Annotated in this window: 21 protein-coding genes; 16 read left to right on the top strand and 5 right to left on the bottom strand. The window is 69.6% G+C overall.

Annotated features, from left to right (window positions below; genetic code table 11):
• Both IE226_RS35305 and IE226_RS35300 read right to left on the bottom strand, forming a co-directional pair.
• The gene (locus IE226_RS35305; protein ID WP_190085556.1) at positions 1-1098 is read right to left on the bottom strand and encodes an ABC transporter substrate-binding protein; all 1098 of its coding nucleotides are present in this window, start codon (positions 1096-1098) and stop codon (positions 1-3) included.
• Positions 1099-1253: 155 nt separating this feature from the next.
• Positions 1254-2267 (bottom strand): LacI family DNA-binding transcriptional regulator, encoded by a 1014-nt coding sequence (locus IE226_RS35300; protein ID WP_190085555.1) that lies wholly within the window; start codon positions 2265-2267, stop codon positions 1254-1256.
• 193 nt (positions 2268-2460) lie between these two features.
• Here IE226_RS35300 and IE226_RS35295 point away from each other — a divergent pair, with 193 nt between their 5' ends.
• The 5 genes from IE226_RS35295 to IE226_RS35275 all read left to right on the top strand — a co-directional run bounded on the left by IE226_RS35295 (position 2461) and on the right by IE226_RS35275 (position 11497).
• Positions 2461-5079, top strand: a complete 2619-nt coding sequence (locus IE226_RS35295; RefSeq protein ID WP_229871735.1) for a PA14 domain-containing protein — start codon at positions 2461-2463, stop codon at positions 5077-5079.
• 93 nt (positions 5080-5172) lie between these two features.
• Positions 5173-5886 (top strand): hypothetical protein, encoded by a 714-nt coding sequence (locus IE226_RS35290; protein WP_190085587.1) that lies wholly within the window; start codon positions 5173-5175, stop codon positions 5884-5886.
• 111 nt (positions 5887-5997) lie between these two features.
• Entirely contained in the window at positions 5998-8349 is a 2352-nt protein-coding gene (locus IE226_RS35285) for a GH92 family glycosyl hydrolase (RefSeq protein ID WP_190085553.1), read from the top strand.
• A 189-nt stretch (positions 8350-8538) separates the two neighbouring features.
• Entirely contained in the window at positions 8539-9921 is a 1383-nt protein-coding gene (locus IE226_RS35280; RefSeq protein WP_229871734.1) for a wax ester/triacylglycerol synthase family O-acyltransferase, read from the top strand.
• Positions 9922-9991: 70 nt separating this feature from the next.
• Positions 9992-11497, top strand: coding sequence for an SDR family NAD(P)-dependent oxidoreductase (locus tag IE226_RS35275; RefSeq protein WP_190085552.1), 1506 nt, complete (start codon positions 9992-9994; stop codon positions 11495-11497).
• A 57-nt stretch (positions 11498-11554) separates the two neighbouring features.
• Here the strand turns inward: IE226_RS35275 and IE226_RS35270 are convergent, their stop codons facing one another.
• Positions 11555-12379 (bottom strand): SDR family oxidoreductase, encoded by an 825-nt coding sequence (locus tag IE226_RS35270; RefSeq protein WP_190085551.1) that lies wholly within the window; start codon positions 12377-12379, stop codon positions 11555-11557.
• Between the two features lie 306 nt (positions 12380-12685).
• Between IE226_RS35270 and IE226_RS35265 the strand changes: the two genes are divergently transcribed.
• The 8 genes from IE226_RS35265 to IE226_RS35230 all read left to right on the top strand — a co-directional run bounded on the left by IE226_RS35265 (position 12686) and on the right by IE226_RS35230 (position 19478).
• Complete coding sequence (locus IE226_RS35265; protein ID WP_167828876.1) at positions 12686-12859, top strand: hypothetical protein; 174 nt, start codon at positions 12686-12688, stop codon at positions 12857-12859.
• A 129-nt stretch (positions 12860-12988) separates the two neighbouring features.
• Positions 12989-14017, top strand: coding sequence for a YihY/virulence factor BrkB family protein (locus IE226_RS35260; protein ID WP_229871733.1), 1029 nt, complete (start codon positions 12989-12991; stop codon positions 14015-14017).
• A gap of 88 nt (positions 14018-14105) precedes the next feature.
• Complete coding sequence (locus tag IE226_RS35255; RefSeq protein ID WP_190085549.1) at positions 14106-14546, top strand: phage holin family protein; 441 nt, start codon at positions 14106-14108, stop codon at positions 14544-14546.
• Complete coding sequence (locus IE226_RS35250) at positions 14543-14980, top strand: DUF3618 domain-containing protein (RefSeq protein ID WP_190085548.1); 438 nt, start codon at positions 14543-14545, stop codon at positions 14978-14980. Before IE226_RS35255 ends, IE226_RS35250 begins: the two co-directional genes overlap by 4 nt.
• On the top strand, positions 14977-15243 hold the full coding sequence (locus tag IE226_RS35245) for a DUF4235 domain-containing protein (protein WP_190085547.1): 267 nt from the start codon (positions 14977-14979) through the stop codon (positions 15241-15243). The genes IE226_RS35250 and IE226_RS35245 overlap by 4 nt, the downstream gene beginning before the upstream one ends.
• A gap of 124 nt (positions 15244-15367) precedes the next feature.
• Positions 15368-17263 carry a glycoside hydrolase family 20 protein gene (locus IE226_RS35240; RefSeq protein ID WP_229871739.1) on the top strand — a complete coding sequence of 632 codons (1896 nt, stop codon included), beginning with the start codon at positions 15368-15370 and terminating at the stop codon, positions 17261-17263.
• A gap of 63 nt (positions 17264-17326) precedes the next feature.
• Positions 17327-18973: an alpha-L-fucosidase gene (locus IE226_RS35235; RefSeq protein WP_190085546.1), complete on the top strand. Its 1647-nt coding sequence runs from the start codon at positions 17327-17329 to the stop codon at positions 18971-18973.
• A 106-nt stretch (positions 18974-19079) separates the two neighbouring features.
• The gene (locus IE226_RS35230) at positions 19080-19478 is read left to right on the top strand and encodes a Cif family virulence factor (RefSeq protein ID WP_190085545.1); all 399 of its coding nucleotides are present in this window, start codon (positions 19080-19082) and stop codon (positions 19476-19478) included.
• A gap of 31 nt (positions 19479-19509) precedes the next feature.
• Here the strand turns inward: IE226_RS35230 and IE226_RS35225 are convergent, their stop codons facing one another.
• Together IE226_RS35225 and IE226_RS35220 are read right to left on the bottom strand one after the other, a co-directional pair.
• Positions 19510-19974 (bottom strand): hypothetical protein, encoded by a 465-nt coding sequence (locus tag IE226_RS35225; protein WP_190085544.1) that lies wholly within the window; start codon positions 19972-19974, stop codon positions 19510-19512.
• A 55-nt stretch (positions 19975-20029) separates the two neighbouring features.
• Entirely contained in the window at positions 20030-21046 is a 1017-nt protein-coding gene (locus IE226_RS35220; protein ID WP_229871732.1) for a LacI family DNA-binding transcriptional regulator, read from the bottom strand.
• A gap of 262 nt (positions 21047-21308) precedes the next feature.
• Here IE226_RS35220 and IE226_RS35215 point away from each other — a divergent pair, with 262 nt between their 5' ends.
• The 3 genes from IE226_RS35215 to IE226_RS35205 all read left to right on the top strand — a co-directional run bounded on the left by IE226_RS35215 (position 21309) and on the right by IE226_RS35205 (position 24525).
• Positions 21309-22616, top strand: a complete 1308-nt coding sequence (locus IE226_RS35215) for an extracellular solute-binding protein (protein WP_190085542.1) — start codon at positions 21309-21311, stop codon at positions 22614-22616.
• 23 nt (positions 22617-22639) lie between these two features.
• Positions 22640-23590: a carbohydrate ABC transporter permease gene (locus tag IE226_RS35210; protein WP_190085541.1), complete on the top strand. Its 951-nt coding sequence runs from the start codon at positions 22640-22642 to the stop codon at positions 23588-23590.
• Between the two features lie 89 nt (positions 23591-23679).
• Positions 23680-24525 (top strand): carbohydrate ABC transporter permease, encoded by an 846-nt coding sequence (locus IE226_RS35205; RefSeq protein WP_190085584.1) that lies wholly within the window; start codon positions 23680-23682, stop codon positions 24523-24525.
• Positions 24526-24571 lie beyond the last annotated feature (46 nt).

Genomic DNA, 24571 nt, shown 5'->3' with positions numbered 1-24571 from the left:
TCAGTACGCCTTGCCGAGGTCCGCCTTGGCGTTGTCCTTGGTGTACGCGCTGTCCTTGATAACGATGTCCTGCGAGACCTTGGTGCCCTTGGTGAAGGTGTCCAGGGTCTGGAAGGCGAGCGGGCCGAAGCGCGGGTTGGACTCGATGACGCCGGAGATCCAGCCGTCGACGATGCCCTGGACGGCGTTGCGCGTGCCGTCGACCGTCACGATCTTCACGTCGCCGGCCTTCTTGCCCGCGCCCTTGAGGGCGTTGACGGCGCCGAGGCCCATCTCGTCGTTCTCGGCGTAGATCCCGTCGATGCCGGGCTTGGACTGGATGAGCTGCTCGGTGACCTGCTGGCCCTTCTCGCGGGCGAACTCACCCGTCTGCTTGAAGACGATCTTCAGGTCGGGGGCCTTCTCCTTGACGCGGTCCTGGAAGCCCTTGGTGCGTTCGGTGGTGACGTTGTTGCCCGCCGCGCCGAGCAGAATCGCGACGTCGCCCTTGCCGCCGGTCGCCTCGATCATCTGGTCGGCCGCGCGCTTGCCCTGCTCGACGAAGTCGGAGCCGATGAAGCTCACGTAGTCCTTGCAGGCCTTGGTGTTGATCTTGCGGTCGATGGTGACGATCGGGATGTGCTTGGCGGCGGCCGAGCGCAGGACCGGCTCCCAGCCGTCGGAGTTCAGCGGGGCGATGACAAGGAGGTCGGCGCCCTTGGCGATGAGGTCCTGGACGTCGCTGATCTGCTTGGAGAACTGCGACTGGGCGTTGGCGGTGAGCAGCTTGACGCCGCGCTTCTTCGCCTCGGCCTTGATGGACGCGGTCTCCGCGATGCGGAAGGGGTTGGCCTCCTTCTCCGACTGGGAGAAGCCGACGGTGGCGCTCTCGAGGTCGAGCTTCTTGCCGCCGTACGCGTCTATCGCGCAGGTCGGGCCGCTGCCCTCGCTCGGTTCCGAGACGACCTGGCCGGAGTCGCCCTGGTCCTTCGACACGGAGCTCTTGTCGCCGTCGTCCTCGGACTTGGCGCACCCGGTGGCCAGCGCGAGGCTCGCGGCGAGGCCGGTGGCGAGGAGGGTCCTGGCTGAGATGCGGCTAAGGCGTGTGGTCGGCTTCATGGAGTCCCCAAAACGGCACGGCCCCGGCGCTGAGAGCGCTCACGGGAGGATGGCTCTTGCGGTCAACTCGGCGGTACGGGGAGCTTTTTACATCGTTGGAAGGAGGCTGTAAACCCTCCGCGCACGGGGAAGGTACGGACCGCCGGGGCAGCTCCTCACCGTCGGCCCAGCGTGCTCTCGCGCTCCACGAGGCGGAATTCCGCGGTGAGTTCACGGCCCTCGGGCTCCGCCTCGCCCTCCAGGCTGCGCAGCAGCGAGGCCACCGCGAGACGGGCGATGGCCTGCTTGTCCGGCGAGACCGTGGTCAGCGTGACCGCCCCGAACTGGCCCTCGGCGATGTCGTCGAAGCCGACCACCGCCACGTCCCACGGCACGCGCAGTCCGCGCTCGTGCAGGACGCGCATGGCCCCGATCGCCACCAGGTCGTTGTAGGCGAACACCGCGTCAGGGCGTACCCCCGCGTCCAGCATCCGCGCCATCGCCTTCGCGCCGTCCCAGCGGTTCCAGCCGCCGACCGGGCCCACCAGATTGTCCGGCGCGGCGATCCCCGCCTGCGTCAACTCCTCGCGCCAGCCCTGGAGTCGCAGGTTCGCGGGCCGGTTCGCGGAGTCCGTGCGGGCGCCGAGATACGCGATGCGGCTGCGTCCGCGGCCGATCAGGTGGCGCACGGCCGTGCGGGCCGCCGCCACGTTGTCGATCGCGATGTGGTCGTAGGGCAGGTTGTACTGGCGCTCGCCGAGCAGCACCAGCGGCACGTCGTCCTCGCGGCCCAAGAGGTCGTCCGACTCCAGCTCCAGGGGGCTGAGGATCAGGCCGTCGATCACCCGCGCCCGGAACCCCTGGCTGACCAGGACCTCCTGCTCGCGTTCGCCGCGCGTGTGGTCGAGCAGCACGGTGAAGTCATGCTCGGCCGCCGCGTCGATGACCGCGCCCGCGAGCTCGGCGAAGTAGGGGTTCCCCAGCTCGGGGACGGCGAGCGCGATGATCCCCGTACGGCCTTTGCGCAGGTGACGGGCCGTCAAGTTCGGTCGGTAGCCCAGCTCGTCGATGGCCTCCTGGACGCGCGCCCGCATCGCCGGGGTGACGTGCTGGTACTTGTTCACCACGTTCGAAACGGTCTTGATGGAGACGCCCGCGCGCTCTGCGACGTCTTTGAGGCTAACCCGCACGTGCAGCTCCCTGCGTCTAGGTGCACCCCTGCCCGGGGTGTTTGTCATGACCCTGGACAGCACGCCGGGGTGCGTGCTGTCATGCCAACTGCCGTTCCTTCCAACGTTGTACAGAGCCGTTGTACAGACTGAGGCGGCGAGCCGCCACCCCCTTCCACAGCCTTCAAGCACTGCTTCGAGCAATGGAGGATCCGTGCGCCCCACCCGACACAGACGAGTCAGGCAGCGACTGATACTGCTGCTCACCGTCGCACTCGCCTTCGCCGGCCTCACCGCCGTACCGGCCGCGACAGCCGCGGACGAACCCCCCGAGGTCCACGGCCTCAAGGGGGAGTACTACACCCAGTCCGCCCCCGGCGCTTTCGACTTCCACGAGCTCAAGGCCACCGGCTTCGACCAGAAGATCGACTTCGACAACCTCGACCCGCGCCTGGCCTTCGCCACCGGCAAGGCCGACGACGCCACCGTCCGCTGGACCGGCAAGGTCGTACCGGAGAAGACCGGATCCCACACCTTCTCCATGATCGGCGACAACGGCTTCCGCCTCTGGGTCGACGGAAAGCTCGCCATCGACCACTGGGTCGACGACTGGGACAAGGAACAGACCGCCCAGCCCGTCGAGTTGACGGCCGGCAAGGCCTACGACATCAAGGTCGAGTACTTCGAGCACTACGGCGGCTCCAACCTCCACCTGCGCTGGACCGAGCCCGGCGGCAGCAAGAAGGCCGTACCGCAGTCGGCCTTCCGCCTCCCCGACGGCTTCGACTACGACGGCGCCACCGCCGCCACGGTCCTCAAGGACGGCCGCACCCTCAAGCTGGACTTCGCCCAGCGGCTCGCCGCACCGCCGAGCGGCCTCGCCGGCCACATCGAGGCGGTCATCGGCGGCGCCAAGTGGCCCATCGGCACGGTCAAGGCCGACCCTGAGGACCCGCGCGCACTCCTCGTGGGCCTCAAGGAACCCGTCGTCGGCAACAAGGAAGGCACGGCGAAGGGCACCGCCGACATCCGCTACGACGGCAAGGGCGGCCTGACCGGCGACGACGGCAAGACCGTCGCCGCGTTCTGGAGCAGCGGCCCCAACCACTCACAGCACCAGCTGCGCACCAAGTTCGCCGATGACGTCAGCCCGGACAACGCGCTGCCCGAGTACCCGCGCCCCCAGCTGACCCGCGACTCCTGGCGCAACCTCAACGGCTCCTGGCAGTTCGCGTCGGCCAAGGCCGGCGAGAAGCCCCCGGTCGGCAAGAAGCTCGCCGAGAAGATCCTCGTCCCCTACCCGGTGGAGTCCCAGCTCTCCGGCCTGGAACGGCACGAGGACCGCATGTGGTACCGCAGGACCTTCACCGTCCCGCAGGGCTGGCAGGTCGGCGACGGCAAGCGCCTCAAGCTCAACTTCGGCGCGGTCGACTGGCACTCCGAGGTGTTCGTCAACGGCAAGAAGGTCACCGAACACAAGGGCGGCTACGACAAGTTCAGCGTCGACATCACCGACGCCCTGAAGCCGGGCAAGACCCAGGAACTGATCGTCGGCGTCTACGACCCGACCGACTCCGCGAGCGGCGAGAACCCGCCCGTCGGCAAGCAGCGCCTGGACCCGAGCGGCATCTGGTACACCCCGTCCTCCGGCATCTGGCAGACGGTGTGGATGGAGCCGGTCGCGGCCGACCACGCCGACTCGCTCAAGATCACGCCCGACGTGGCCACCAAGCAGGTCACCGTCGAGCCCAAGGGCGTGCGCGACGGCGTGCCGGTCAAGGCGGTCGCGTACGAGGGCAAGAAGAAGGTCGCGGAGGCGAGCGGACGCACGGGCACACCGCTCAAGCTGAAGATCGCCGAGCCGCACCTCTGGTCGCCCGACGACCCCTTCCTCTACGACCTGAAGGTCACCGTCGGCCGGGACAAGGTCAAGAGCTACTTCGGTATGCGCACCGTGTCCGTGGAGAAGGTGAACGGCACCCCGCGCACCATGCTCAACGGCAAGCCCCAGTTCCTGATGGCCACGCTCGACCAGGGCTTCTGGCCGGACGGACTGCACACCGCGCCGACCGACGAGGCCCTTGCGTACGACCTCAAGATGCACAAGGAGATGGGTTTCAACTCCGTCCGCAAGCACATCAAGGTGGAGCCCGACCGCTGGTTCTACTGGGCGGACAAGCTGGGCCTGATGGTCTGGCAGGACATGCCGTCGATGGCGGCGGGCCGTAACCCGGGCACGGCGGCCCGTGCCCAGTACGAGTCCGAGATGAAGCAGATGATCGACGAGCACACCAACCACCCGTCGATCGTCATGTGGGTCACCTTCAACGAGGGCTGGGGCCAGTACGACGAGGGCCGCATCGCCACCCAGGCCAAGGCCTGGGACCCGACCCGCCTGGTCAACGGCATGTCGGGACTCAACCTCGGGCGCGACGGCGGCACCGGCGACATCATGGACGAGCACGGCTACCCGAGCCCGGCCCTGCCGCCCAAGCCCGACGGCGTGCGGGCCCAGATCAACGGCGAGTACGGCGGTCTCGGACTCGCGGTGCCCGGCCATGCGTGGTCCGTCCAGCAGAGCTACGTCGACGTGGACCCGGCGACGTACACGGACGACTACCTCACCAAGCTCGACGAGGTGCGCGCGCTCGCCTGCAAGGGCGGCAACGGCGCCGTCTACACCCAGATCTCGGATGTGGAGGGCGAGCTGAACGGCCTGCTCACCTACGACCGCAGGGTCGTCAAGCCCGACGTGAAGCGGCTCAAGGCAGCACACGAAGCCTTGATCAGCGACGCGTCGCGGCCCGACCCGGCGGGGTGCCCGGGTTCCTGACCCGGGTGCGGGGGCGCTCCGGTCCGGTCGGCGGTCCGGAGCGCCAATCCCGTGGACGCGGGGCCGTTTTCCGTGCACCATCGGCCCGTGATCATGGATGACGAGAACAGCGCCCTGGTGCGCGCCGCGGTCCGCAACAACGCCGAGTGGTGTGACGCGGTCTGCCGTGCGCACGGCCTGGCGGGGGAGTTCGGCGCAGGGGCTTGGAGCAGTACCCGGCGGACACCGCCGCTGTATCCGGACGCCGTCTCGCTCACCCCGCAGGCGTCCGCGGCCGACCTGGTGGCCCGGATCGACACCGCGTCGCCGGGCTGCTCGGTCAAGGACAGCTTCGCCTGCCTCGACCTGGAGCCGCTGGGCTTCGAGACGCTCTTCGAGGCGCAGTGGATACACCGGCCTGCGGGCAAGGCCGTTTCCGGGGCCTCGGCGCGGGACGTCACATGGGGGCCTCTCACGGACGCCGGGTCGCTGCCCGAGTGGGAGAGCGCCTGGAACGACGGCGACGAGAGCGAGGGTTTGTTCCGCCCCGAACTGCTCGGCGGGGACTCGACGTTCCTGGCCGCGCGCTCCGAGGGGCGGATCGTGGCGGGAGCGATCGCGAGCCGGAGCGCGTCGGTAGTCGGCATCTCCAACCTGTTCACCTCGGCGGACGAGGAGTCCGCCTGGGCCGGCTGTCTGCCGGAAGTCGCCCGGCTCTGGCCCGGTCTGCCCGTGGTCGGATACGAGAGCGGCGAGAGCCTCGACGCCGCCGTCCGCCAGGGGTTCACGCCGATCGGACCGCTGCGGGTCTGGCTGCACACCGCCTGACGAGCAGCGGCCCTCTCCCTGCCTCCGACCCCTTGACGCACACGACACGACCCCCGAAGAATGATCGCGTTCCGCGCTCTGACAACGTTGTCCAAGGAGGCGTTCCCACCCATGAGATGGACTCGACGGCTACGCGGCACGGGGGTGACGGCGGTCGCGGCCGCGCTCCTCGGGGGAGCCCTCGCCATACCGGCGGCGCAGGCCGCCCCGGCAGCGGACGGTCGCCTCACCGACCTGGTCAACCCGTTCATCGGGACCGAGAACGAGGGCAACACCTATCCCGGCGCTGCCGTGCCCTTCGGCATGGTCCAGTTCTCGCCCGACACCGGCCACAACACCGGCTACGACCACTCCGACACCCACATCCGCGGCTTCTCCACCGTCCATCTCTCGGGCGTGGGCTGCGGTTTGGGCGGTGATCTGCCGGTGCTTCCCACCACGGGCGACATCAAGGAGACGGACTACGCGAAGTACGCGGCGGAGTTCAGTCACGACGACGAGAAGGCGAGCCCCGGCGCTTACAAGGTGGGCCTCAAGTCCGGCATCGACGCCGAGCTGACCGCCACCAAGCGCACCGGAGTGCAGCGCTACACCTTCCCCGCCACGGACAAGGCCAACGTCCTGCTCAACGCGGGCCAGTCGCTGCACAAGACGGGCAGCACCGAGGTCGAGATCCTCGACAGCCGTACGGTCCGCACGGCGATCACCGGCAGTGGCTTCTGCCAGGACACCAAGCCGTACACGGTCTACACGATCACCCGCTTCGACCGTCCCTTCACCGCATCAGGCACCTGGAAGGGCGACACGGTCACGGCGGGCTCCAAGAAGTCGTCGGCGGGCGAGGAGCGCAACGGCGCTTACGTCCGGTTCGACACGTCCAAGGACCGCACCGTCGAGGCGACCACCGCCCTCTCGTACGTCGACGCCAAGGGCGCCGCGCTCAACCTCCGCGCGGAGGGCGGGCGTTCGTACGACCGTGTCGCGAAGGCGGCCCAGCGGGCGTGGGAGGACCGGCTGGACGACGTGAAGGTGCAGGGCGGCAGCGAGACCGTGCGCCGTACCTTCTACTCGTCCCTCTACCGTTCCTTCCTCGCGCCGAACATCGGCAGCGACGTCGACGGCCGGTACACGGGCTGGGACCAGAAGATCCACCGGACTGCTGACGACGGGGGCTTCACCTACTACCAGAACTGGTCCCTGTGGGACACGTACCGCACCCAGGCCCAGCTCCTGTCCCTGCTCGCGCCGCACGAGTCCCGTGACATGGCGCTCTCCGTCCTGAAGATCGACGAGGAGAGCGGCTGGCTGCCCAAGTGGGGTTACGGCACGGTCGAGACGAACATCATGACCGGCGACCCCGTCACTCCCTTCCTCACCAACGCCTACCAGCAGGGCCTGCTGAAGGGGCGCGAGGAGGAGGCGTACCGCGCGCTGAAGAAGAACGCGGACGGCGTGCCGCCCGCCGACTCCGCTCCCGTGGGCCGCGAGGCCAACAAGGAGTACCTGCGCGACGGTTTCGCGCCGTACATCAAGGGCCGCCCGCACGCCAAGCCCGGCGACTCCGACTACGACCACGGTGCTTCCGCGACCCTGGAGTACGCCCTCTCGGACGCGATGCTGGGGCAGATGGCCGGTGAGCTGGGGCACAAGGCCGACGCCAAGCGGTACGCGGAGCGTGCGCAGAACTACCGCAAGATCTTCGACGCCTCGACCGGGTTCTTCCGGGCGCGGGACGAGAACGGCAAGTTCACCGGGCCCGCCGACCCGGCCAAGAGCGAGGGCTTCCACGAGGGCACGTCCTGGCAGTACCAGTGGCTCGTGCCGCAGGACCTGCCCGGCATGGTCGATCTCATCGGGGGCAAGCAGGCCGCCAACGACCGCCTCGACTCGTTCTTCGCCTACGAGCAGCTCCTGAAGGACCCGGCGAAGACCGCGCGCGAGGTGTGGGTCAACGGCCCCTACGACTACTACAACGCCGATAAGTACAACCCGCAGAACGAGCCCGACCTCATCGCCCCGTACACCTATCTGTCGACGGGGCAGCCGTGGAAGACGACGGACGTGGTGCACGCCGCGCTCACCCTCTTCACGGACACCCCGACCGGCATGACCGGGAACGACGACCTCGGCACCATGTCCGCCTGGAACGTGCTGTCCTCGATCGGGGTCTTCCCGGTCCAGCCCGGTACCGACACGTGGGGTCTGTCCACGCCCGTCTTCGAGCGGGTCGACCTCACCCTCGACCGGCGCTACTACCCGAAGGGGCGTCTCACGGTGAAGGCGCCGGGCACCTCGGACACCGACCGGTACATCCAGTCGGCCCGCGCGGACGGCGCCGACTACGGCAAGACGTACCTGACGACGGACGACATCCGCGGCACCCGTGAACTCTCCTTCTCGGTGGGCGACAAGCCCTCGCGGTGGGGCACGTCGGCGAGCGCGGCCCCGCCCGCTCTGAAGTGACCGCCCGCGCTGAAGTGACGTAAGACATACGCCACTTGTGCACCACCAGGCCCGCCTCTCCCAGAGAGGCGGGCCTTAACCTGTTGTTAACTGTGCGTAGCTTGATCGTACTTGACCGTAATCGAGCAACGGCGATTGACTGCACACTCATGCCATCCCCCGCATCGTCCTCGACGCGAGAGCAGCCCGTTGAATCCGTTGAAAGCGCAGACTGCTGAGCCCTCCGACCTGCTCGCGCCTCTCGACCTCGCCTTCTGGAGCATCGAGTCCGCGCAGCACCCCATGCATCTGGGGGCACTCGGCGTCTTCGACGCCGACTCGCCCGACGCGACCGGGCGCGCCGCCCGGCTCCTCGCCTCCCGCGCGGCCGACGTGCCCGGACTGCGGCTGCGCATCCGCCCGGTCTGGCTGCCGGTCGGCGGCGCCGTCCGCACGGCCTCGCCCGGCTTCGACCCGCTGGACCACGTCTGCCTCGCCGAGCCCACCGGGGACTTCCACGCCGTGGCGGGCGCGCTCATGCAGCGCCCCCTGGAGCGCGGCAGGCCGCCGTGGGAGGCGCATGTGCTGCCCGGGGCCGACGGCACCTCCTTCGCCGTCCTCTTCAAGTTCCACCACGCCCTCGCGGACGGGCTGCGTGCCCTGATGCTGGCCGCCGCCGTCATGGACCCCACGGACCTGCCCGCCGCGCGCCCGGCCCCCGCGGAGCCCGCGGCCTCCCGGTGGTCCTGGCTGCCTGACCCGCGCAAGCTGCCCGGTCTGGTCCGCGACACCGTCGCCGACGCGGGGCAGGCGCTCGACATCGGCTCGTCCGTCGCCCGCGCGACCCTGGGCGCACGGTCATCGGCCGCCCTCACGTCCGAGGCCACCGGCACGCGGCGCACCGCGGGCGTGCTGCTCGACCTGGACGACGTGCACCGCGTGCGCAAGACCGTGGGCGGCACCGTCAACGACGTACTGATCGCCGTGGTCGCCGGGGCCCTGCGCCGCTGGCTCGACGAGCGGGGCGACGGCAGCGAGGGCGTGGAGCCGCGCGCCCTGGTCCCGGTCTCCCGGCGCAGGCCGCGCGGCGTGCAGCCGCAGGGCAACCGGCTCTCCGGGTATCTGGTCCGGCTGCCCGTGGGCGACCCGGACCCGTTCGCGCGGCTGAGGACGGTGCGGGCCGCCATGGACCGCAACAAGGACGCGGGTCCCCAGCGCGGCGCCGGCGCGGTCGCGCTGCTCGCCGATCACGTGCCGCCGCTCGGCCACCGTCTCAGCGGTCCCGTCGTCGCGCAGGCCGCACGGCTGCTCTTCGACATCCTCGTCACCAGCGTCCCGCTGCCGAGCCTCGGCCTGAAACTCGGCGGCTGCCCGCTGGCCGCCGTGTACCCCTTCGCGCCGCTGGCCCGGGGGCAGGCGCTCGCCGTCGCGGTGTCGACCTACCGGGGCCGGGTGCACTTCGGTCTGGTCGCGGACGCGGCCGCCGTACCCGACCTGGATGTTCTCGCGCGCGGTGTGCGGGAGGAACTCGCGGGCCTCGTCGAAGCGTGCGTACAGCGGCCGGGTTTGGTAGAGGGGCCGGTCGCTACGTAAAGTTCTCTTCTTTGGAGCTTCCGCGGTCACTCCGACGAGCCGCGGCATGAGTGACGCGAGGACAGCGGCGATGACGGTGACAGAGGACAGTCCGGGGGCTGCCGGTCCGGCCGGGGAGGCCGTCGAGTATGGCCCCGGCATCGACCCCGACCGGCTCGCCGTCTGCCTCAGTGTGCTCGACGAACTGGACAAGCTGGACGTCGATCACCCCGACGCGATCGCGGTGCGCCGTGCCACGGCCGGGATCTACCGGACCGTGAAGCAGCGCCGCCGTCAGGAGCGCAGGGCCGCCAAGACCGCGCACGACAAGGCGGTCACCGAGGCCACCGCCACCGGCTCCGCCGAGCGGATCGACGACGAGACCGAGGGTCTGCTGCCCTCCTCGCGGACCGAGGAGGGCCGGATCGCGGGGATACTCCAGCGCCCGCGCTCCTGCTACACCTGCAAGACCCGGTATGTGGAAGTCGACTACTTCTACCACCAGCTGTGTCCGGACTGTGCCGAGCTGAACCGCTCCAAGCGCGATGCCCGCACCGACCTCACCGGCAAGCGCGCGCTGCTCACCGGCGGCCGCGCCAAGATCGGCATGTACATCGCGCTGCGTCTCCTGCGTGACGGTGCCCACACCACCATCACTACGCGGTTCCCCAAGGACGCCATCCGCCGCTTCAAGGCGATGGACGACTCGGCCGACTGGTTGCACCGCCTGGAGATCGTCGGCATCGACCTGCGCGACCCGGCCCAGTCCGTCGCGCTCGCCGAGCGGGTCGCCGCGGCCGGACCGCTCGACATCCTGATCAACAACGCGACGCAGACCGTGCGCCGCCTGCCCTCCGCCTACGCCGCCCTGGTCGACGGCGAGGGCGCGCCGCTGCCCGCCGGCGAACTGCCCGCCCACTCCGTCATCGGCGCCTTCAACTCCGGCGGGGTGGACGGCCTTGCCGCGCTGCCCGTCGGCACCAGCGGCCTGGAGGCGCAGCAGGTCGCCGACCTCGCCATGGTCGCGGGCAACGCCAGCGTCGCCCGGCACCTGGACGGCACCGCCATCGACGCCGGCGGCCTGGTCCCGGACGTCGTCGAGAGCAACACCTGGGTGCAGACCATCGAGCAGATCTCCCCGGTGGAGCTCCTCGAGACCCAGCTGTGCAACTACACCTCGCCGTTCATTCTGATCAGCGCGCTCCGCCCGGCCATGGCCGACGCCGCGAAGAAGGCGTCGAGCGGCCGTTCCTACGTCGTCAACGTCTCGGCGATGGAGGGCGTCTTCGGTCGCGGCTACAAGGGCGCCGGCCACCCGAACACCAACGCGGCGAAGGCCGCGATGAACATGGTGACGCGGACCAGCGCCCAGGAGATGTTCCAGACCGACGGCATCCTCATGACGTCGATCGACACCGGCTGGATCACCGACGAACGCCCGCACTACGACAAGCTGCGCCTGGCCGACGAGGGCTTCCACGCCCCGCTCGACCTGATCGACGGCGCGGCGCGGGTCTACGACCCGGTCGTGCGCGGCGAGGCGGGCGAGGACCTGTTCGGCGTCTTCCTGAAGGACTACGCGCCGGGTAAGTGGTAGCAGACGGTCAGCGGCGGGTCTTTTTCCGTCGCTGACCGTGACCGGCCGGCCGTCGTGTCAGGCCTCGCCGGGCGCCGCCGTCCGCAGCCGCTCGTGCACCGCGTACGGAGCGGTGCCGCCGGCCGCTGCCCGCACCCTGGTCCCGCCGTCCACCAGGACATCCGCGCCGGTCACCCATTCGGCCGCATCGGAGGCCAGCCATGTCACGGCCCGCGCCACGTCCTCCGGCTCGCCGATGCGGGCAAGGGGCAGGCTCGCCGCGAGCTGTTCCTCGGCGCCGTCCCACACGAAGCGGGCCATCTCGGTGCGGATAAGCCCGGGGGAGACGGAGTTGACCCGCACCAGGGGCGCCAGTTCGCCCGCGAGTTGCGCCGTCAGGTGCAGCAGCGCCGCCTTGCTGGTGCCGTACGCGCCCACGTTCGGGCCCACATGGGACGCGCCCTCGCTGCAGATGTTCACCACCGCGCCGCCGTGCTCCCTCATCCAGGCGCGCCAGGCGAGCTGCGTCAGGTGCAGCGCGGACTCGACGTTCACGGTGAAGGCGGCGCGCCACCGGGTGAGGTCCACGTCCATCAGCGCGCCGTAAGGGGCGTTCGTCGCGGCGTTGTTCACCAGCACGTCCAGCCGCCCGAACTCGCTCATCGCGAGGGCCACGGCGGTCCGCGCCCGACCGGAATCGGCCACGCCGCCCGGGCATCCGACGGCCTGTGCCCCCTCCGCGCGCAGTGCGGCCACCGCGGCCTCCAGGGCGTCCGGTTCGCGGGCGGTCATCACCAGGCGGTGTCCGCACTGCGCGAGGGCCCGCGCGACGGCGAGCCCGATGCCTCGCGAGGCTCCGGTCACCAGAGCCACCGCGTCCTCCCGTGCCTGCGCAGAAGTCATCCGCGTACGGTCCCATGGAGTGACGGAAAGGCCCATGGGGTCAACACTCTGGGAAGTCCAGGGCCCGAGGGACACCCCCACACCGCCACCAAATGACCGAAATCCACCTCATCAGTCGAATCCATAGAGCGCGAGCCTGCTCATTTGGTTAATCTGATGCCAACGGACGGCCTCCAGGGGACCACAAGCACCCCTCTGCCGCCCTGGGACAGGCTTGCAACCGTGGCCGCGATCCCGCCTGAACGACGGCGCCACCGCGACCGGACTGCCCTTGTCCTTCCGTTACGCGACACAGAGGAGTGCGCGGTGACACCAGATCTGACGAAGCAGGAAAAGCGACCGGCGGAACGCGGCGGCGAGCGGGCCGGCAGGCCACGCAAGCTGAGCAACCTGGACTCGTGGGCCAAAGCGGCCCCGATCCGTCTCGCCGGCTACGAGGACGACCTCGCGGAGCCGCACATCCTCCCCGGTATCGACTGATCCCTCCGCTTCGCCGCGTGCCCCCTGCCGGTTTCAGGACCTCTGATCCCGGCAGGGGGCACGCGGCGTGTGCGGGTTTCGCGCGAGCGGCCGTGCATGACCGGACGAATGCGGGCTACTCCGGAAAGTATGAGCGGAACATCGAATGCCGAGTACAGCGCGGAGCGCGGGCCGGGCGAACCCACGCAGTTGCCCAAGAGGTCCTGGCGGGCGGTCGTCACCGGAGTGGTCAGGGAGTTCCAGGACGACGAGCTGGCGGACCGGGCCGCCGCACTGACCTATTACGGGGTCCTTTCGCTGTTCCCGACGATCCTGGTCCTCGTCTCCCTTCTCGGAGTGGTGGGGGAGTCGGCGATCGACTGGCTGCTCGAGAATCTGGAGAAACTCGCGCCCGGTTCGGCGAAGGACATCATCAGCGACGCCGTGGAGCAGTTGCGGGGCCAGGGCGGCTTCGGCTCCGTCATGGCGGTGGTCGGCATCGTCCTCGCGGTGTGGGCGTCCTCCGGTTACGTGGGGGCCTTCATCCGCACCGCCAACGCCGTGTACGACATGCCCGAGGGGCGGCCCGTGTGGAAGGTGCTCCCGGTCCGGGTGGGCGTGACGGTGGTGCTCCTGACGCTGGCCGTCGTCAGCGCGCTCATCGTGGTGTTCACCGGCGGTCTCGCCCACACGGTGGGCTCGGCCCTCGGCTTCGGTGACGCGGCGCTGACCGTGTGGTCGATCGCGAAGTGGCCGGTGCTGGTCGTCCTGGTGACCTTCATGATCGGGCTGCTGTTCTGGGCGACGCCGAACGTGAAGGGCCGCGGTTTCAAGTGGGTCAGCCCCGGCAGCGCGATCGCCCTGGTGGTCTGGCTGATCGCCTCGGCCGGATTCGCCTTCTACGTGAGCAACTTCGGCTCCTACAACAAGACCTACGGCGCGCTGGCCGGCGTGATCATCTTCCTCGTGTGGCTGTGGCTCAGCAACATCGCGATCCTGCTCGGCCTGGAGTTCGACGCGGAGCTGTCCCGCCAGCGTGCCATCGCCGGCGGCCTCCCCGCGGACGAGGAGCCCTACGTACCGCCCCGCGACACGCGCGCGTGGGACGAGGAGGACCACCGGCGTATGGAGGAGGACCACCCGCGCACGGAGGAGAACCACCGGCGCATGGAGGAGTGACGCCGCCCCGCACGACTGCGGCCCCTGCCAGGTGCCGATCGAGGAGATCGGGGTACTCGGCCGCAGAACAGACAGGAGGTTGATGACGATGGCCCAGACAGGTCCGCACACCACCGGCCGTGCCGGCAGCGGACAGACCACCACCGGCAGTGAGCCGGTGGGTGACCTTGTGCAGCGTGCGTCACAGCAGCTGACGGAGCTGGTGCGCGGCGAGATGCGTCTGGCGCAGGCCGAGATGAAGGAGAAGTCCAAGCGCTACGGCAAGGGCAGCGGGTTGTTCGGCGGGGCCGGTCTCGTCGGCTTCCTGACCCTGCAGGCGCTTGTCGCCACCGCGATCGCGGCGCTCGCGGTGCCGCTTCCGGTGTGGGCCGCGGGGCTGATCGTCACCGCCGTCCTCGGCCTGATCGCAGCGGTGCTTGCGATGACCGGCAAGAAGGAAGTCGGCCGGGCCGCTCCGCCGATCCCCGAGCAGGCCATCGGCGGCGTGAAGGCCGATGTCGCAGAGATCAAGGAGAGTGCACAGCGATGACCCAGTCCCACGACAAGCCCACCGCCGACACCGGGGAACTGCGCGCCAAGGTCGAGCAGACCCGCCAGGATCTGGGCGAGACGGTCGAGGCGCTGGCGGCCAAGGCCGACGTCAAGACACGTGCGCAGGAGAAGGCCGTCGCCATCAAGGGCCAGACGGCCACGAAGGCGGCGGAGCTGCGCGGGCAGGCGGTGGCCAAGGCCACCGATGCCGCCCACGTGCTGCAGGAAAAGGTGCCCGACCAGGTCAAGGACAAGGCGGCGGCGGCTACCGGGCAGGTGAAGGCGGCGGCAGGCCAGGCCACGGAGGTGTGGCACGACAAGGCACCGGAGCAGGTCCGCAACCGCCGCACCGCCTACATCGCCGGCGGCGCGGTGCTGGCGGCCACGTACGTCCTGGTGCGGCGCAAGCGGAAGCACGGGAGCGCGCTGTGAAGGCGTCGAAGATCGTGTACAAGCCGTTCGGGATGGCGCTCGGCGCGCTCGCCGGTGTCGTCGCGGGCGGGTTGTTCAAACAGACGTGGAAGGTGGCCGGGCACGACGAGGACGCGCCCGACGCCACCGACGAGGACCGCGGCTGGGGCGAGATCCTGCTGGCGGCCACGTTGCAGGGCGCGATCTTCGCCGTGGTCAAGGCGGCCGTCGACCGCGGGGGCGCCGTCGCCGCCCGCAGATTGACGGGCACTTGGCCCGGCTGAGGATTCCGTCCTGAACATTCATCCGATGGGTCGGCTCGGGGCAGAGCAAATGTCCAAGTCCCCGTCGCGAGCAATACATTGACACCCTCATGGGGCGCTTGAATCATCGGATGTCATGACTGACATGCGCATGATGCTGGCGCCCCGTGCGCGGCCAGGGCGGTTGCGCCGGCTGCGAGGCGCCGCGGTGGCCCTGCTGCTGCTCGCGGCGCCGGTCCCGGCGGCTCAGGCCGCCGGGACCCCGCAGCCCGACACCGCCCCGCCCCGCACCGTCCCCGCGCTCACCGACTGGACGCCGGAAAAGGGGAGTTACGCCGTCGGCCCCGGCACCCGGCTCGTCGCGCACGGCAGGGCGGCCCGCGAGGTCGCCCGCACCCTCGCCGACGACCTGCGCGCCGCCGGCGAGGGCCGGGTGCCGGTCACCGGCGGCTCCCCGCGCGACGGCGACATCGTGATCGACGTCGCGCCCGGGCGCAGAACACTCGGCGCCGAGGGATACGACCTCCGCGCGGGCAAACGCCTGGAGATCACCGGCGCGACCGGGGCCGGCGCCTTCTACGGCACCCGCACCCTCCTCCAGCTCCTCGCCCGGGACGATCGCGTACCGGGCGGACACACGGTCGACGTACCCCGGTACAAGGAGCGCGGGGTGGGCGTCTGCGCCTGCTACATCCACGTCACGACGCCCTGGCTGGAGAACCTCGTACGCGACATGGCGTACAACAAACAGAACCAGCTGCTCCTCGAACTCAAGGTGAAGAGCGACAAGCACCCCGGGGCCAACAGCTGGGGCTACTACACCAAGAGCGAGATACGCCGCCTCGTCGCCCTCGGCGAGAAGTACCACGTCACGATCATCCCGGAGATCAACTCGCCGGGACACATGGACCCCTGGCTGGAGAAGCGCACCGACCTCCAGCTCACCGACTCCGACGGCAAGCCGCAGCCGTCACGCCTCGACATCACCAAGGACGAGGCCTTCGCGTACTACACCAGCCTCATCGACGAGTACGCCGAGGTGTTCCCCGCGAAGTCCTGGCACATGGGCGCCGACGAGTACATGCTCGGCTCCGACTTCGCCAAGTATCCCCACGTCCTCGCATACGCGAAGAAGAAGTACGGCGAGAAGGCGACCCCGCAGGACGCGTTCGTGGACTTCATCAACCGGGTGCACGCGTACGCGACGGACAAGGGCAAACAGCTGCGCATCTGGAACGACGGCCTCACCGGTGCGAACACCGTGCCGGTCGCGGCGGGGACGAGCGTGGAGCACTGGCTCGACGTGAAGACCAAGCCGAGCGAACTCATCGCGCGGGGCTACCCGGTGCAGAATGCCGCCTACTCCCTCTACCTCGTCCGCGGCGGCTTCCACACCGACACCGAGGCGCTGTACGACAAGGCGTGGGACCCGCGGCAGTTCGAGGGCGAGCAACTCGCCTCGCGGGACGGCATCACCGGCGCGAAGATCAGCCTGTGGCCGGACAACGGCCGGGGCGAGACCGAGAACGAGGTCGCGGCCTCCATGGCGATGCCGCTCAGCCACGTCGCCCAGGTCACCTGGGGTTCCGCGCACCCCGACCCGACGTACGCCGGATTCGCCGAACGCGCCGAGTCGGTCGGCCACGCGCCCGGTTGGCGGGATCTGACGAGGCCGCCGGTCGCCGACGGGACGTACACCCTGCGCGACACCAAGGGGCGTGCCGAGCCCGCCGCTTACGAGATCAAGCGCACCGCCGACGGCTACGTCACGCTGAAGTCCGCGACGGACGGCCGCTGCCTGGAGACCCGCAACGGCAGGCTCACGCTCAACGTGCCGCTGGAGCCCGGCAGTTCGGTCACCCCGGAAATGTGCGACCCGGCCAACACCCTGCAGCGGTGGCAACTGGCGAGGACGGCGGACGGCTACCGGCTGACGAACGCGATCACTCAGATGTCCTTGTACGTCACCGAAGACGGGCGCCTCCAGCAGTACCCGGCGGATCAAAAGGGGCCAGCATCCTGGAAGTTGACCTCTGGCTGACGTCGCTCGTCCCCGCTGATCCACCCCACCGCCCCGAGATCCGACAGGGAGACCCGCACCCCCATGACTGTCAGCAGACGTCTCTTCGTGACCGCCGCCGTCACCACGGCGGTCGCCGCGTCGAGCAGTTCCCTCGCGCTCGCGGCCCCCGCCCCCGCGGGCACGGCCGCATCCGCCGCTCCGGAGCCGCCCTACCGCATCCCGGTCAGCCCAGAGGACTCCGCCGACCAGGTCGTCGCCAAGGCAACCCGGGTCCGCCCCACGGAGCGGCAGATCGCCTGGCAGCGCCTGGAGCAGACCGCGTTCCTGCACTTCGGCGTCAACACCTTCACCGGCCTCGAATGGGGCACGGGCGACGAGGATCCGGATGTCTTCCAACCCTCGGGGCTCGACACCGACCAGTGGGCGAGGGCCCTGCGCGACGGCGGCTTCAAGCTGGCCATCCTCACCGTCAAGCATCACGACGGCTTCGTGCTCTACCCGTCGCGCTACACCAAGCACAGTGTGATCAGCAGCAGTTGGCGGGGCGGGAAGGGTGACGTACTGCGCCCGTTCGCCGACTCGCTGCGCCGCCACGGCATCAAGGTCGGCGTCTACATCTCGCCCGCCGACGAGAACCAGTATCTGCACGGCGTCTACGCCAACGGCAGCGCACGCTCGCCGCGCACCATCCCCACACCGGTGGACGGCGACGACCGGTCGGATGCCGCCGCCGCGCGGTCGTTCACGCTCGACGCGACCGACTACGGCGCCCACATGCTCAACCAGCTCTACGAGGTGCTCACCGAGTACGGGCCGATCGACGAGGTGTGGTTCGACGGAGCGCAGGGGCGCATCCCGCCGGAGAAGGTGGAGACGTACGACTGGGACAGCTGGTACGCGGTCATCCGCGCCCTGGCACCGGACGCGACGGTCGCCGTACGCGGGCCCGACGTCCGGTGGGTCGGCAACGAGGGCGGACTCGCCCGCGAGAACGAGTGGAGCGTCGTCCCCGTCAAGGACTCGGGGAACGGCAGCATCGACTACGCCCTGAAGTACGACGCGCCCGACCAGGGAAGCCGGGAAGCCCTCGCCGAGGCGCGGGCCGTCGCCCGGTACGTGCAGTGGTGGCCGGCGGAGTGCGACGTCTCGATCAGGCCGGGGTGGTTCTACCACGAGGACGAACAGCCCAAATCCGTCGAGCAGTTGACGGACATCTGGTTCCGCTCGGTGGGCCGGAACTCCGTGCTGCTCCTGAACATCCCGCCGGACAAGCAGGGCCTGCTCCCGGCGGCGGACGTGGCGCGGTTGAGGGAGTTCCGTGAGCGGATCGGGCGGGAGCTGCCGGAGGACTTCGCGCGGGGTGCGCGGGCCCGCGGCGACGGCCGCCGCGCGTCGAACGCGGTCGACGGCGACCCGGATACGGCGTGGGAGTGCCCCGCCCCGTCCCGCGGAACGCTCACCGTCGACCTGGGCAAGGTGCGCGAGGTCGACCGGATCCGGCTCGGCGAGGACATCCGGCGGGGCCAGCTGCTGGAGCGCGCGGTGATCGAGGCGAGGGCGTCCGCCGGGTCCGGCTGGTCCCTCGTGACGGAGGTGGAGACCGTGGGCGCGAGCCGGGTCCTGACACTGGCCGCGCCGGTGCGGGCTCGGGAGTGGAGGCTTCGGGTGACGGGGTCGCGCGGGGCGGTGCGGCTTGCGGAGTTCGGCCTCTACCGGTCGCGGGTGTAGGAGTCTCTTCGCGGGGGCGGGCTCGTGATCACGGGCGCGGGCCCGTCCCCTTCGAACCCGTCCCCTTCGAAGTCGCCCGCGCCGCACCGGTGTTACCGTCGCGGCCATGTCCAAGAAAGAGATCGACGCCCTCACCGCCGAGTTCTTCGGCGCCTTCGACAACGTGGGCGGCAAGGCCGCTGACGTGGGCCGCATCCGCCGGCTCGTCATCCCCGGCGGGGTGATCGTCATGACCGGACCGCAGTTCACGGTCTATACGGTGGACGAGTTCATCGAGCCGCGCCAACAGCTGTTGTCCGAGGGCAGGCTGGTGGAATTCTCCGAGTGGGAGACCTCCGAACGGACCGAGATGGAGGGTGACATCGCCTCGCGGTTCGGTGAGTACAGCAAGTCCGGGATCTTGGACGGCGAGCCATTCGAGGGCAGCGGGACCAAGACCATCCAGTTCGTCCGCACCCCCGAGGGCTGGCGGATCGCGGCGTTCTCCTGGTACGACAAGGCGTGACCGCCGCTGCAGGACAGGGCCTGACCGCCGCTCACGAGGGCCATTCGATCCCGCCGTCGCGTACTGCCAGCGGGCGGGGCTCGTCCTCCTCGTAGAACCTGGTCCAGCCGACGCGGACGGAGCCGTCGAACCGCTCGTGGTGGCCCTCGGCCCTGGCCGCGAGCCACACGAGCAGTTCACCGACGCGATCGAAGTCGTCCGGGTGGACCTCCTGCCGGGCGGTCAGCGCCCAGCCGCCTTTGCGCGGCAGCAGCACGGAGGTGAGCGCTCCGCCCGCCTTCAGGGCCGTGTCATGACACCCCAGGAGCGGCGCGGGGGCGTCCTCCGTCACGAGCTCGCCCCGGTCGTCCTCCACCACGACGGGGAACTCGCGCACCACGCTCAGCGTCGCAGGACGCGGGCCCTGCCCCAGATGCCACCGGAGCTCGGCGATCTGTCCCTCGGAGAGATCGTCTCGTAGGTCCAGCGCGATCGAGAGTTCGTAGATGTCCGCCATACCGGCACCGTACTGGCGGAGTACGACAGGCCTGCCGCCGGACGGGGCGGGACGTTCAGCCCCCGGCCGCCCGCCCCGTGCTCTCCCGTTCGATGAGTGTGGGCAGTGGTACCTGGACCGTGGCCGCGGGGCCGTCGTCCAGGAGTGACAGGAGTTCGCGCGCCGCCGTCCGGCCGAAGGCCATCGTGTCGCGCGACAGGGCCGTCAGCCAGGGGTGCACCATCCGGCACAGCGCCGAGTCCTCCCAGGCGATCACCGACACGTCCCCCGGCACGGCGAACCCGAGCGAGGCCCCCGCGGCGACTCCGGCGACGGCCATCACGTCGTTGTCGTACACCAAGGCCGTCGGCGGCGACGCGCCGGACAGCATGCGCCGGGTCACCGCGGCGCCCTCCGCGTCCGAGTAGTCCGTGGTCACCGAGCGGACCTCGGAGAGACCGCGCCGCTCGGCCTCGGCGCGCAGCGTACGGATGCGCCGCTCCGTGTGGGCGAGGCCGGGCAGGCCCGCGATGTGCACGATGCGGCGGTGACCGAGGGCGTAGAGGTGGTCCACGATCGCCGCCATCGCGCCCGCGTCGTCCGCCCAGACGGTGGAGAGGCCGGGGTGGTGCGCGTCCGGGTCGGGCACGCCGCCCGTGACCACGGCGGGGAGCCCCAGTTCGTCGAGGAGCGCCGGGCGGGGGTCGTCCGTGCGCGGGTCCACGACCAGGACGCCGTCCACCCGTCGCTCGGCCCACCACCGCTGGTAGACGGCGCACTCGGCGGTCACGTCTTCGGCCACCTGGAAGAGCAGGCCCAACTGCCGCTCGGCCAGGACCTCCTGGATGCCCGAGATCAGTTGCAGGAAGAACGAGTCGACGCCCAGCGTGCCCGCGGGCCTCGCCACCACGAGACCCACCGTCGCCGCGCCCTCGCCGGACAGGGCGCGCGCCGCGGTGCTCGGGTGCCAGCCCAGTTGCTCGGCGACCCTGCGGACACGGTCGCGGGTGATGTCGGAGACGCCCGGCCGGTCGTTGAGCGCGAAGGACACGGCGCTCTCGGAGACTCCGGCGCGGCGCGCGATGTCCTTCATGGTCGGCCGGCGTGCCGGGGACCGCTTGCCTTGCACCGGTGTTGCCCCTTTCCTGTGGCGCTCATACTAATGCGCTTGAGCCAGCACACTCTAAAGCGCATTAGTCGATCCCCGCAAGGAGTTGAACACACCGCTCTGACCTGCGTAGTTGGGGAGACTTTGGCGAGGCTGGCCAGAATTATCCAACGAATCCATTGACTTTTTACCGGCGTTCCATGCAAGGTCTGCCTCACGCTGGGCCGAGCAAAGGAGCCGTTTCACCGTGCGCATCTCCCGACACCCCCGCATCTCCAGAAGGGCAGCCGCCGCTGCCGCCGCCATCGCCGTGCTCCTGCCGCTGAGCGCCTGCGGCGAGGGAGGTGACGGCGGCGGCTCGACGGACGCCTCGGGCAAGATCGAGGGCGAGATCACCTTCCAGACCTGGAACCTGAAGGCCAACTTCAAGTCGTACTTCGAGGGCGTCGTCGACGGCTTCGAGAAGAAGTACCCGGGCACGAAGGTGAACTGGGTCGACCAGCCCGGCGAGGGCTACGCCGACAAGATCAGCGCCGACGCCGCCGCCGGAACCCTGCCGGACGTCGTCAACGTCTCGCCCGACCTGGTGGCCCCGCTGGCCAAGGCCGGGCTCGCGCTCGACCTCGACAAGGCCGCGGGCAAGTACGAGAAGGAGTACCTGCCGGGGGCCTGGAAGAGCCACCAGATACCGGGGATGGAGGGGACGTACGCCTTCCCGTGGTACCTGAACACCGGTCCGCTCTTCTACAACAAGCGGCTCTTCAAGGACGCGGGCCTCGACGCCGACAAGCCGCCGAAGACGTACGACGAACTCTTCGACGCCGCGCTGCAGTTGTCGAAGAAGAGCAAGGGAAAGACCGCCACCCTCGCCAACATCCCCACCATCGAGGACTTCGGCCGCTACGGCGTCCCGCTGATGGACAAGGAGGGGACCAAGTTCACCTTCAACGGGCCCAAGGGCGTCGAACTCCTCAAGAAGTACAAGGAGTTGTACGACGCCAAGGCGCTCGACGGGCAGGCGCTCAACGCCACGCCCGAGTCGACGGGCAAGAAGTTCCTCACCGAGGCCGTCGCCATGAACCCCGGAAGCGCCCTGGATCTCGGCAAGTTCAAGAAGGAAGCGCCCTCCCTCTACAAGAACATCGGGATCACCCCGCAGATCACGAACACCGGCAAGGACAACATGTACGTGATGGGCGTGATGGTGAACACCCGCACCAAGCAGACGCCCGCAGCCGTGGCCTTCGCCCACTACGTGACGGACGCGGCGCACCAGATGTCGTTCGCCAAGAAGGTCGCCATCTTCCCCAGCACGGAGGGCTCGCTCGACGACCCGTACTTCACCAAGGAGGACGGGACGGACGACACGCGTGTACGCATCGCCGCCGCCAAGTCCGTGAAGACAGCGGTCAATTACACGCCCGTGCTGTTCAGCGAGCAGATGAAGATCGAGCTGCGCAACAGCGTCGGCAAGGCGCTGCAAGGCAAGGAAAGCCCCGAGGAAGCGCTTGACAACGCTGTCAATAACTGCGACCGGCTGCTTCAGCAGAGCTGAGAAGACGACACGGGACCACCACCATGAAAAGCTCCAGTGCCGTCACCGCCCCCCGTACGGCAGCCACCGCTTCCCGTGCCGTCACCGACGGCCCGCGCAAGCGCATCAGGCGTCAACTGCCCTCCAGTCCATGGCTGTTCGCCGCTCCCGGGCTGCTGATCGTCGGCATCTTCATCCTCTATCCGTTCGTCAGCACGCTCATCAACTCCTTCACCGACAAGCGGACCCTGATACCGGGGGAGTTCGTCGGCCTGGACAACTTCCGGGAGCTGCTGCACGACGACATGTTCTGGATCGGGCTGCGCAACTCGACGCTGTACATCCTCGGGGTCGTCCCCGCGCTCGTCCTGCTGCCGCTGCTGCTCGCGATGCTCGTCCAGAAACACATCCCCGGCATCACCTTCTTCCGGTCCGCCTTCTACACGCCGGTGGTCGCGTCCATCGTCGTGGTGGGCCTGATCTGGGTGTGGATGCTGGACGAACGGGGCCTGGTCAACGCGGTACTGGAGGCGGTGGGGGTCGGCTCGGTCGGCTTCCTCAGCGATCAGTGGCTGCTCCTGCTGAGCGCCATGACCGTCACGGTCTGGAAGGGCCTCGGCTACTACATGATCATTTACCTGGCGGCGCTCGCCAACGTGCCGCGCGAGCTGCACGAGGCGGCAGCCGTGGACGGCGCGGGTGCCGTGCGCCGCTTCCTCACCGTCACCGTGCCCGCCGTGCGCTCCACGATGGTCCTGGTCGCCGCGCTGTCCTCGGTCGCCGCCTTCAAGGTGTTCTCCGAGGTCTATCTGATGGCGGGGCCCAACGGCGGACCCGCCGGCGAGGACACCACGCTCGTGATGCTGGTGCAGCGCGTCGGCACCGGCCTCACCGGCCGCGTCGGGTACGCGTCGGCCATCTCGGTCGTCGTCTTCGTCGTCACCGTCGCGCTGATGCTGCTCGTACTGCGCGCGGACCGGAAGGAGGACGCGTGAGCACCGTGACGGAAACGCGCGAGACCGAGCAGGCGACGCGGAAGACGGAGGGCAGGACCGGGAAGAGCGGCGCCCGCAAGCGCGGGCGGATCACCGACGAGAACGGCCGTCGGATGCCCGTATGGGAAATCGTCCTGCGCTACCTGCTCCTGCTCGCCGTCCTTGCCCTGATGATCGGGCCCTTCCTCTGGCAGCTGTCCACGTCCCTCAAGGGCCCGCACGAGAACATCTTCAGCTCGCCGCCCGAGTTCCTGCCAGGCAGTCCGACCCTCCACAACTACGAGCGGGTCGCCGACACCATCCCCGTCTGGGACTACGCGCTCAACTCCCTGAAGGTGGCCGCCGCGAACGTGGTGACCAACTGCGTGGGCGCCACCCTCGCCGGCTACGCCCTCGCGCGCCTGCGCTACCGGGGCCGCAGGGCAGCCACGATCGTGTTCATCCTCGCCATGCTGGTGCCCGTGGAGGGCATCATCATCGCCCAGTTCACGACCATGCGGGAGCTCGGCCTGAACAACACCCTCATCGGTGTGCTGCTGCCCGGCTGCATCTCCGCGCTCAACGTCCTGCTGATGCGCAACGCCTTCCTGAACCTGCCGTACGAGATCGAGGAAGCCGCGTACGTCGACGGCGCCAACGTCTGGCAGCGCTTCCTGCGGATCGCCCTGCCCGCGGTCAAGGGCACCCTCGCCGTGGTGGCGATCTTCGCCTTCATGGGCGCCTGGGACGATTTCCTGTGGCCGCTGATCGTGCTGAGCGACCCGGACAGGTTCACCCTGACCATCGGCCTGAACTACCTGCACGGCACCTTCGCCAACGACGAACGGCTCGTGGCCGCGGGCACGGTCATCGCCGTGCTGCCGCTGATCGTGCTCTTCGGCTGCCTCCAGCGGTACTTCTTCCGCGGGGTGGGCGAGGGGGCGGTCAAGGGCTGAGCCGTCGCCCGCGCTGAACCCCCCGCACCACCGAGAACCAGGATTC

The sequence above is a fragment of the Streptomyces longisporoflavus genome (genome assembly GCF_014649775.1).
Taxonomy (GTDB): Bacteria; Actinomycetota; Actinomycetes; order Streptomycetales; family Streptomycetaceae; genus Streptomyces; species Streptomyces longisporoflavus.
Note: the sequence above shows the minus strand (reverse complement) of the source record. Positions and strands in the feature narration are given on the sequence as shown.

Bases quoted from the DNA above. Each gene is read 5' to 3' on its own strand.
- IE226_RS35305 (WP_190085556.1), bottom strand. From the start codon at position 1,098: ATGAAGCCGACCACACGCCTTAGCCGCATCTCAGCCAGGACCCTCCTC.
- IE226_RS35290 (WP_190085587.1), top strand. From the start codon at position 5,173: ATGGATGACGAGAACAGCGCCCTGGTGCGCGCCGCGGTCCGCAACAAC.
- IE226_RS35285 (WP_190085553.1), top strand. From the start codon at position 5,998: ATGAGATGGACTCGACGGCTACGCGGCACGGGGGTGACGGCGGTCGCG.
- IE226_RS35275 (WP_190085552.1), top strand. From the start codon at position 9,992: ATGACGGTGACAGAGGACAGTCCGGGGGCTGCCGGTCCGGCCGGGGAG.
- IE226_RS35270 (WP_190085551.1), bottom strand. From the start codon at position 12,379: ATGACTTCTGCGCAGGCACGGGAGGACGCGGTGGCTCTGGTGACCGGA.
- IE226_RS35260 (WP_229871733.1), top strand. From the start codon at position 12,989: ATGAGCGGAACATCGAATGCCGAGTACAGCGCGGAGCGCGGGCCGGGC.
- IE226_RS35255 (WP_190085549.1), top strand. From the start codon at position 14,106: ATGGCCCAGACAGGTCCGCACACCACCGGCCGTGCCGGCAGCGGACAG.
- IE226_RS35250 (WP_190085548.1), top strand. From the start codon at position 14,543: ATGACCCAGTCCCACGACAAGCCCACCGCCGACACCGGGGAACTGCGC.
- IE226_RS35240 (WP_229871739.1), top strand. From the start codon at position 15,368: ATGCGCATGATGCTGGCGCCCCGTGCGCGGCCAGGGCGGTTGCGCCGG.
- IE226_RS35235 (WP_190085546.1), top strand. From the start codon at position 17,327: ATGACTGTCAGCAGACGTCTCTTCGTGACCGCCGCCGTCACCACGGCG.
- IE226_RS35230 (WP_190085545.1), top strand. From the start codon at position 19,080: ATGTCCAAGAAAGAGATCGACGCCCTCACCGCCGAGTTCTTCGGCGCC.
- IE226_RS35225 (WP_190085544.1), bottom strand. From the start codon at position 19,974: ATGGCGGACATCTACGAACTCTCGATCGCGCTGGACCTACGAGACGAT.
- IE226_RS35220 (WP_229871732.1), bottom strand. From the start codon at position 21,046: ATGAAGGACATCGCGCGCCGCGCCGGAGTCTCCGAGAGCGCCGTGTCC.
- IE226_RS35210 (WP_190085541.1), top strand. From the start codon at position 22,640: ATGAAAAGCTCCAGTGCCGTCACCGCCCCCCGTACGGCAGCCACCGCT.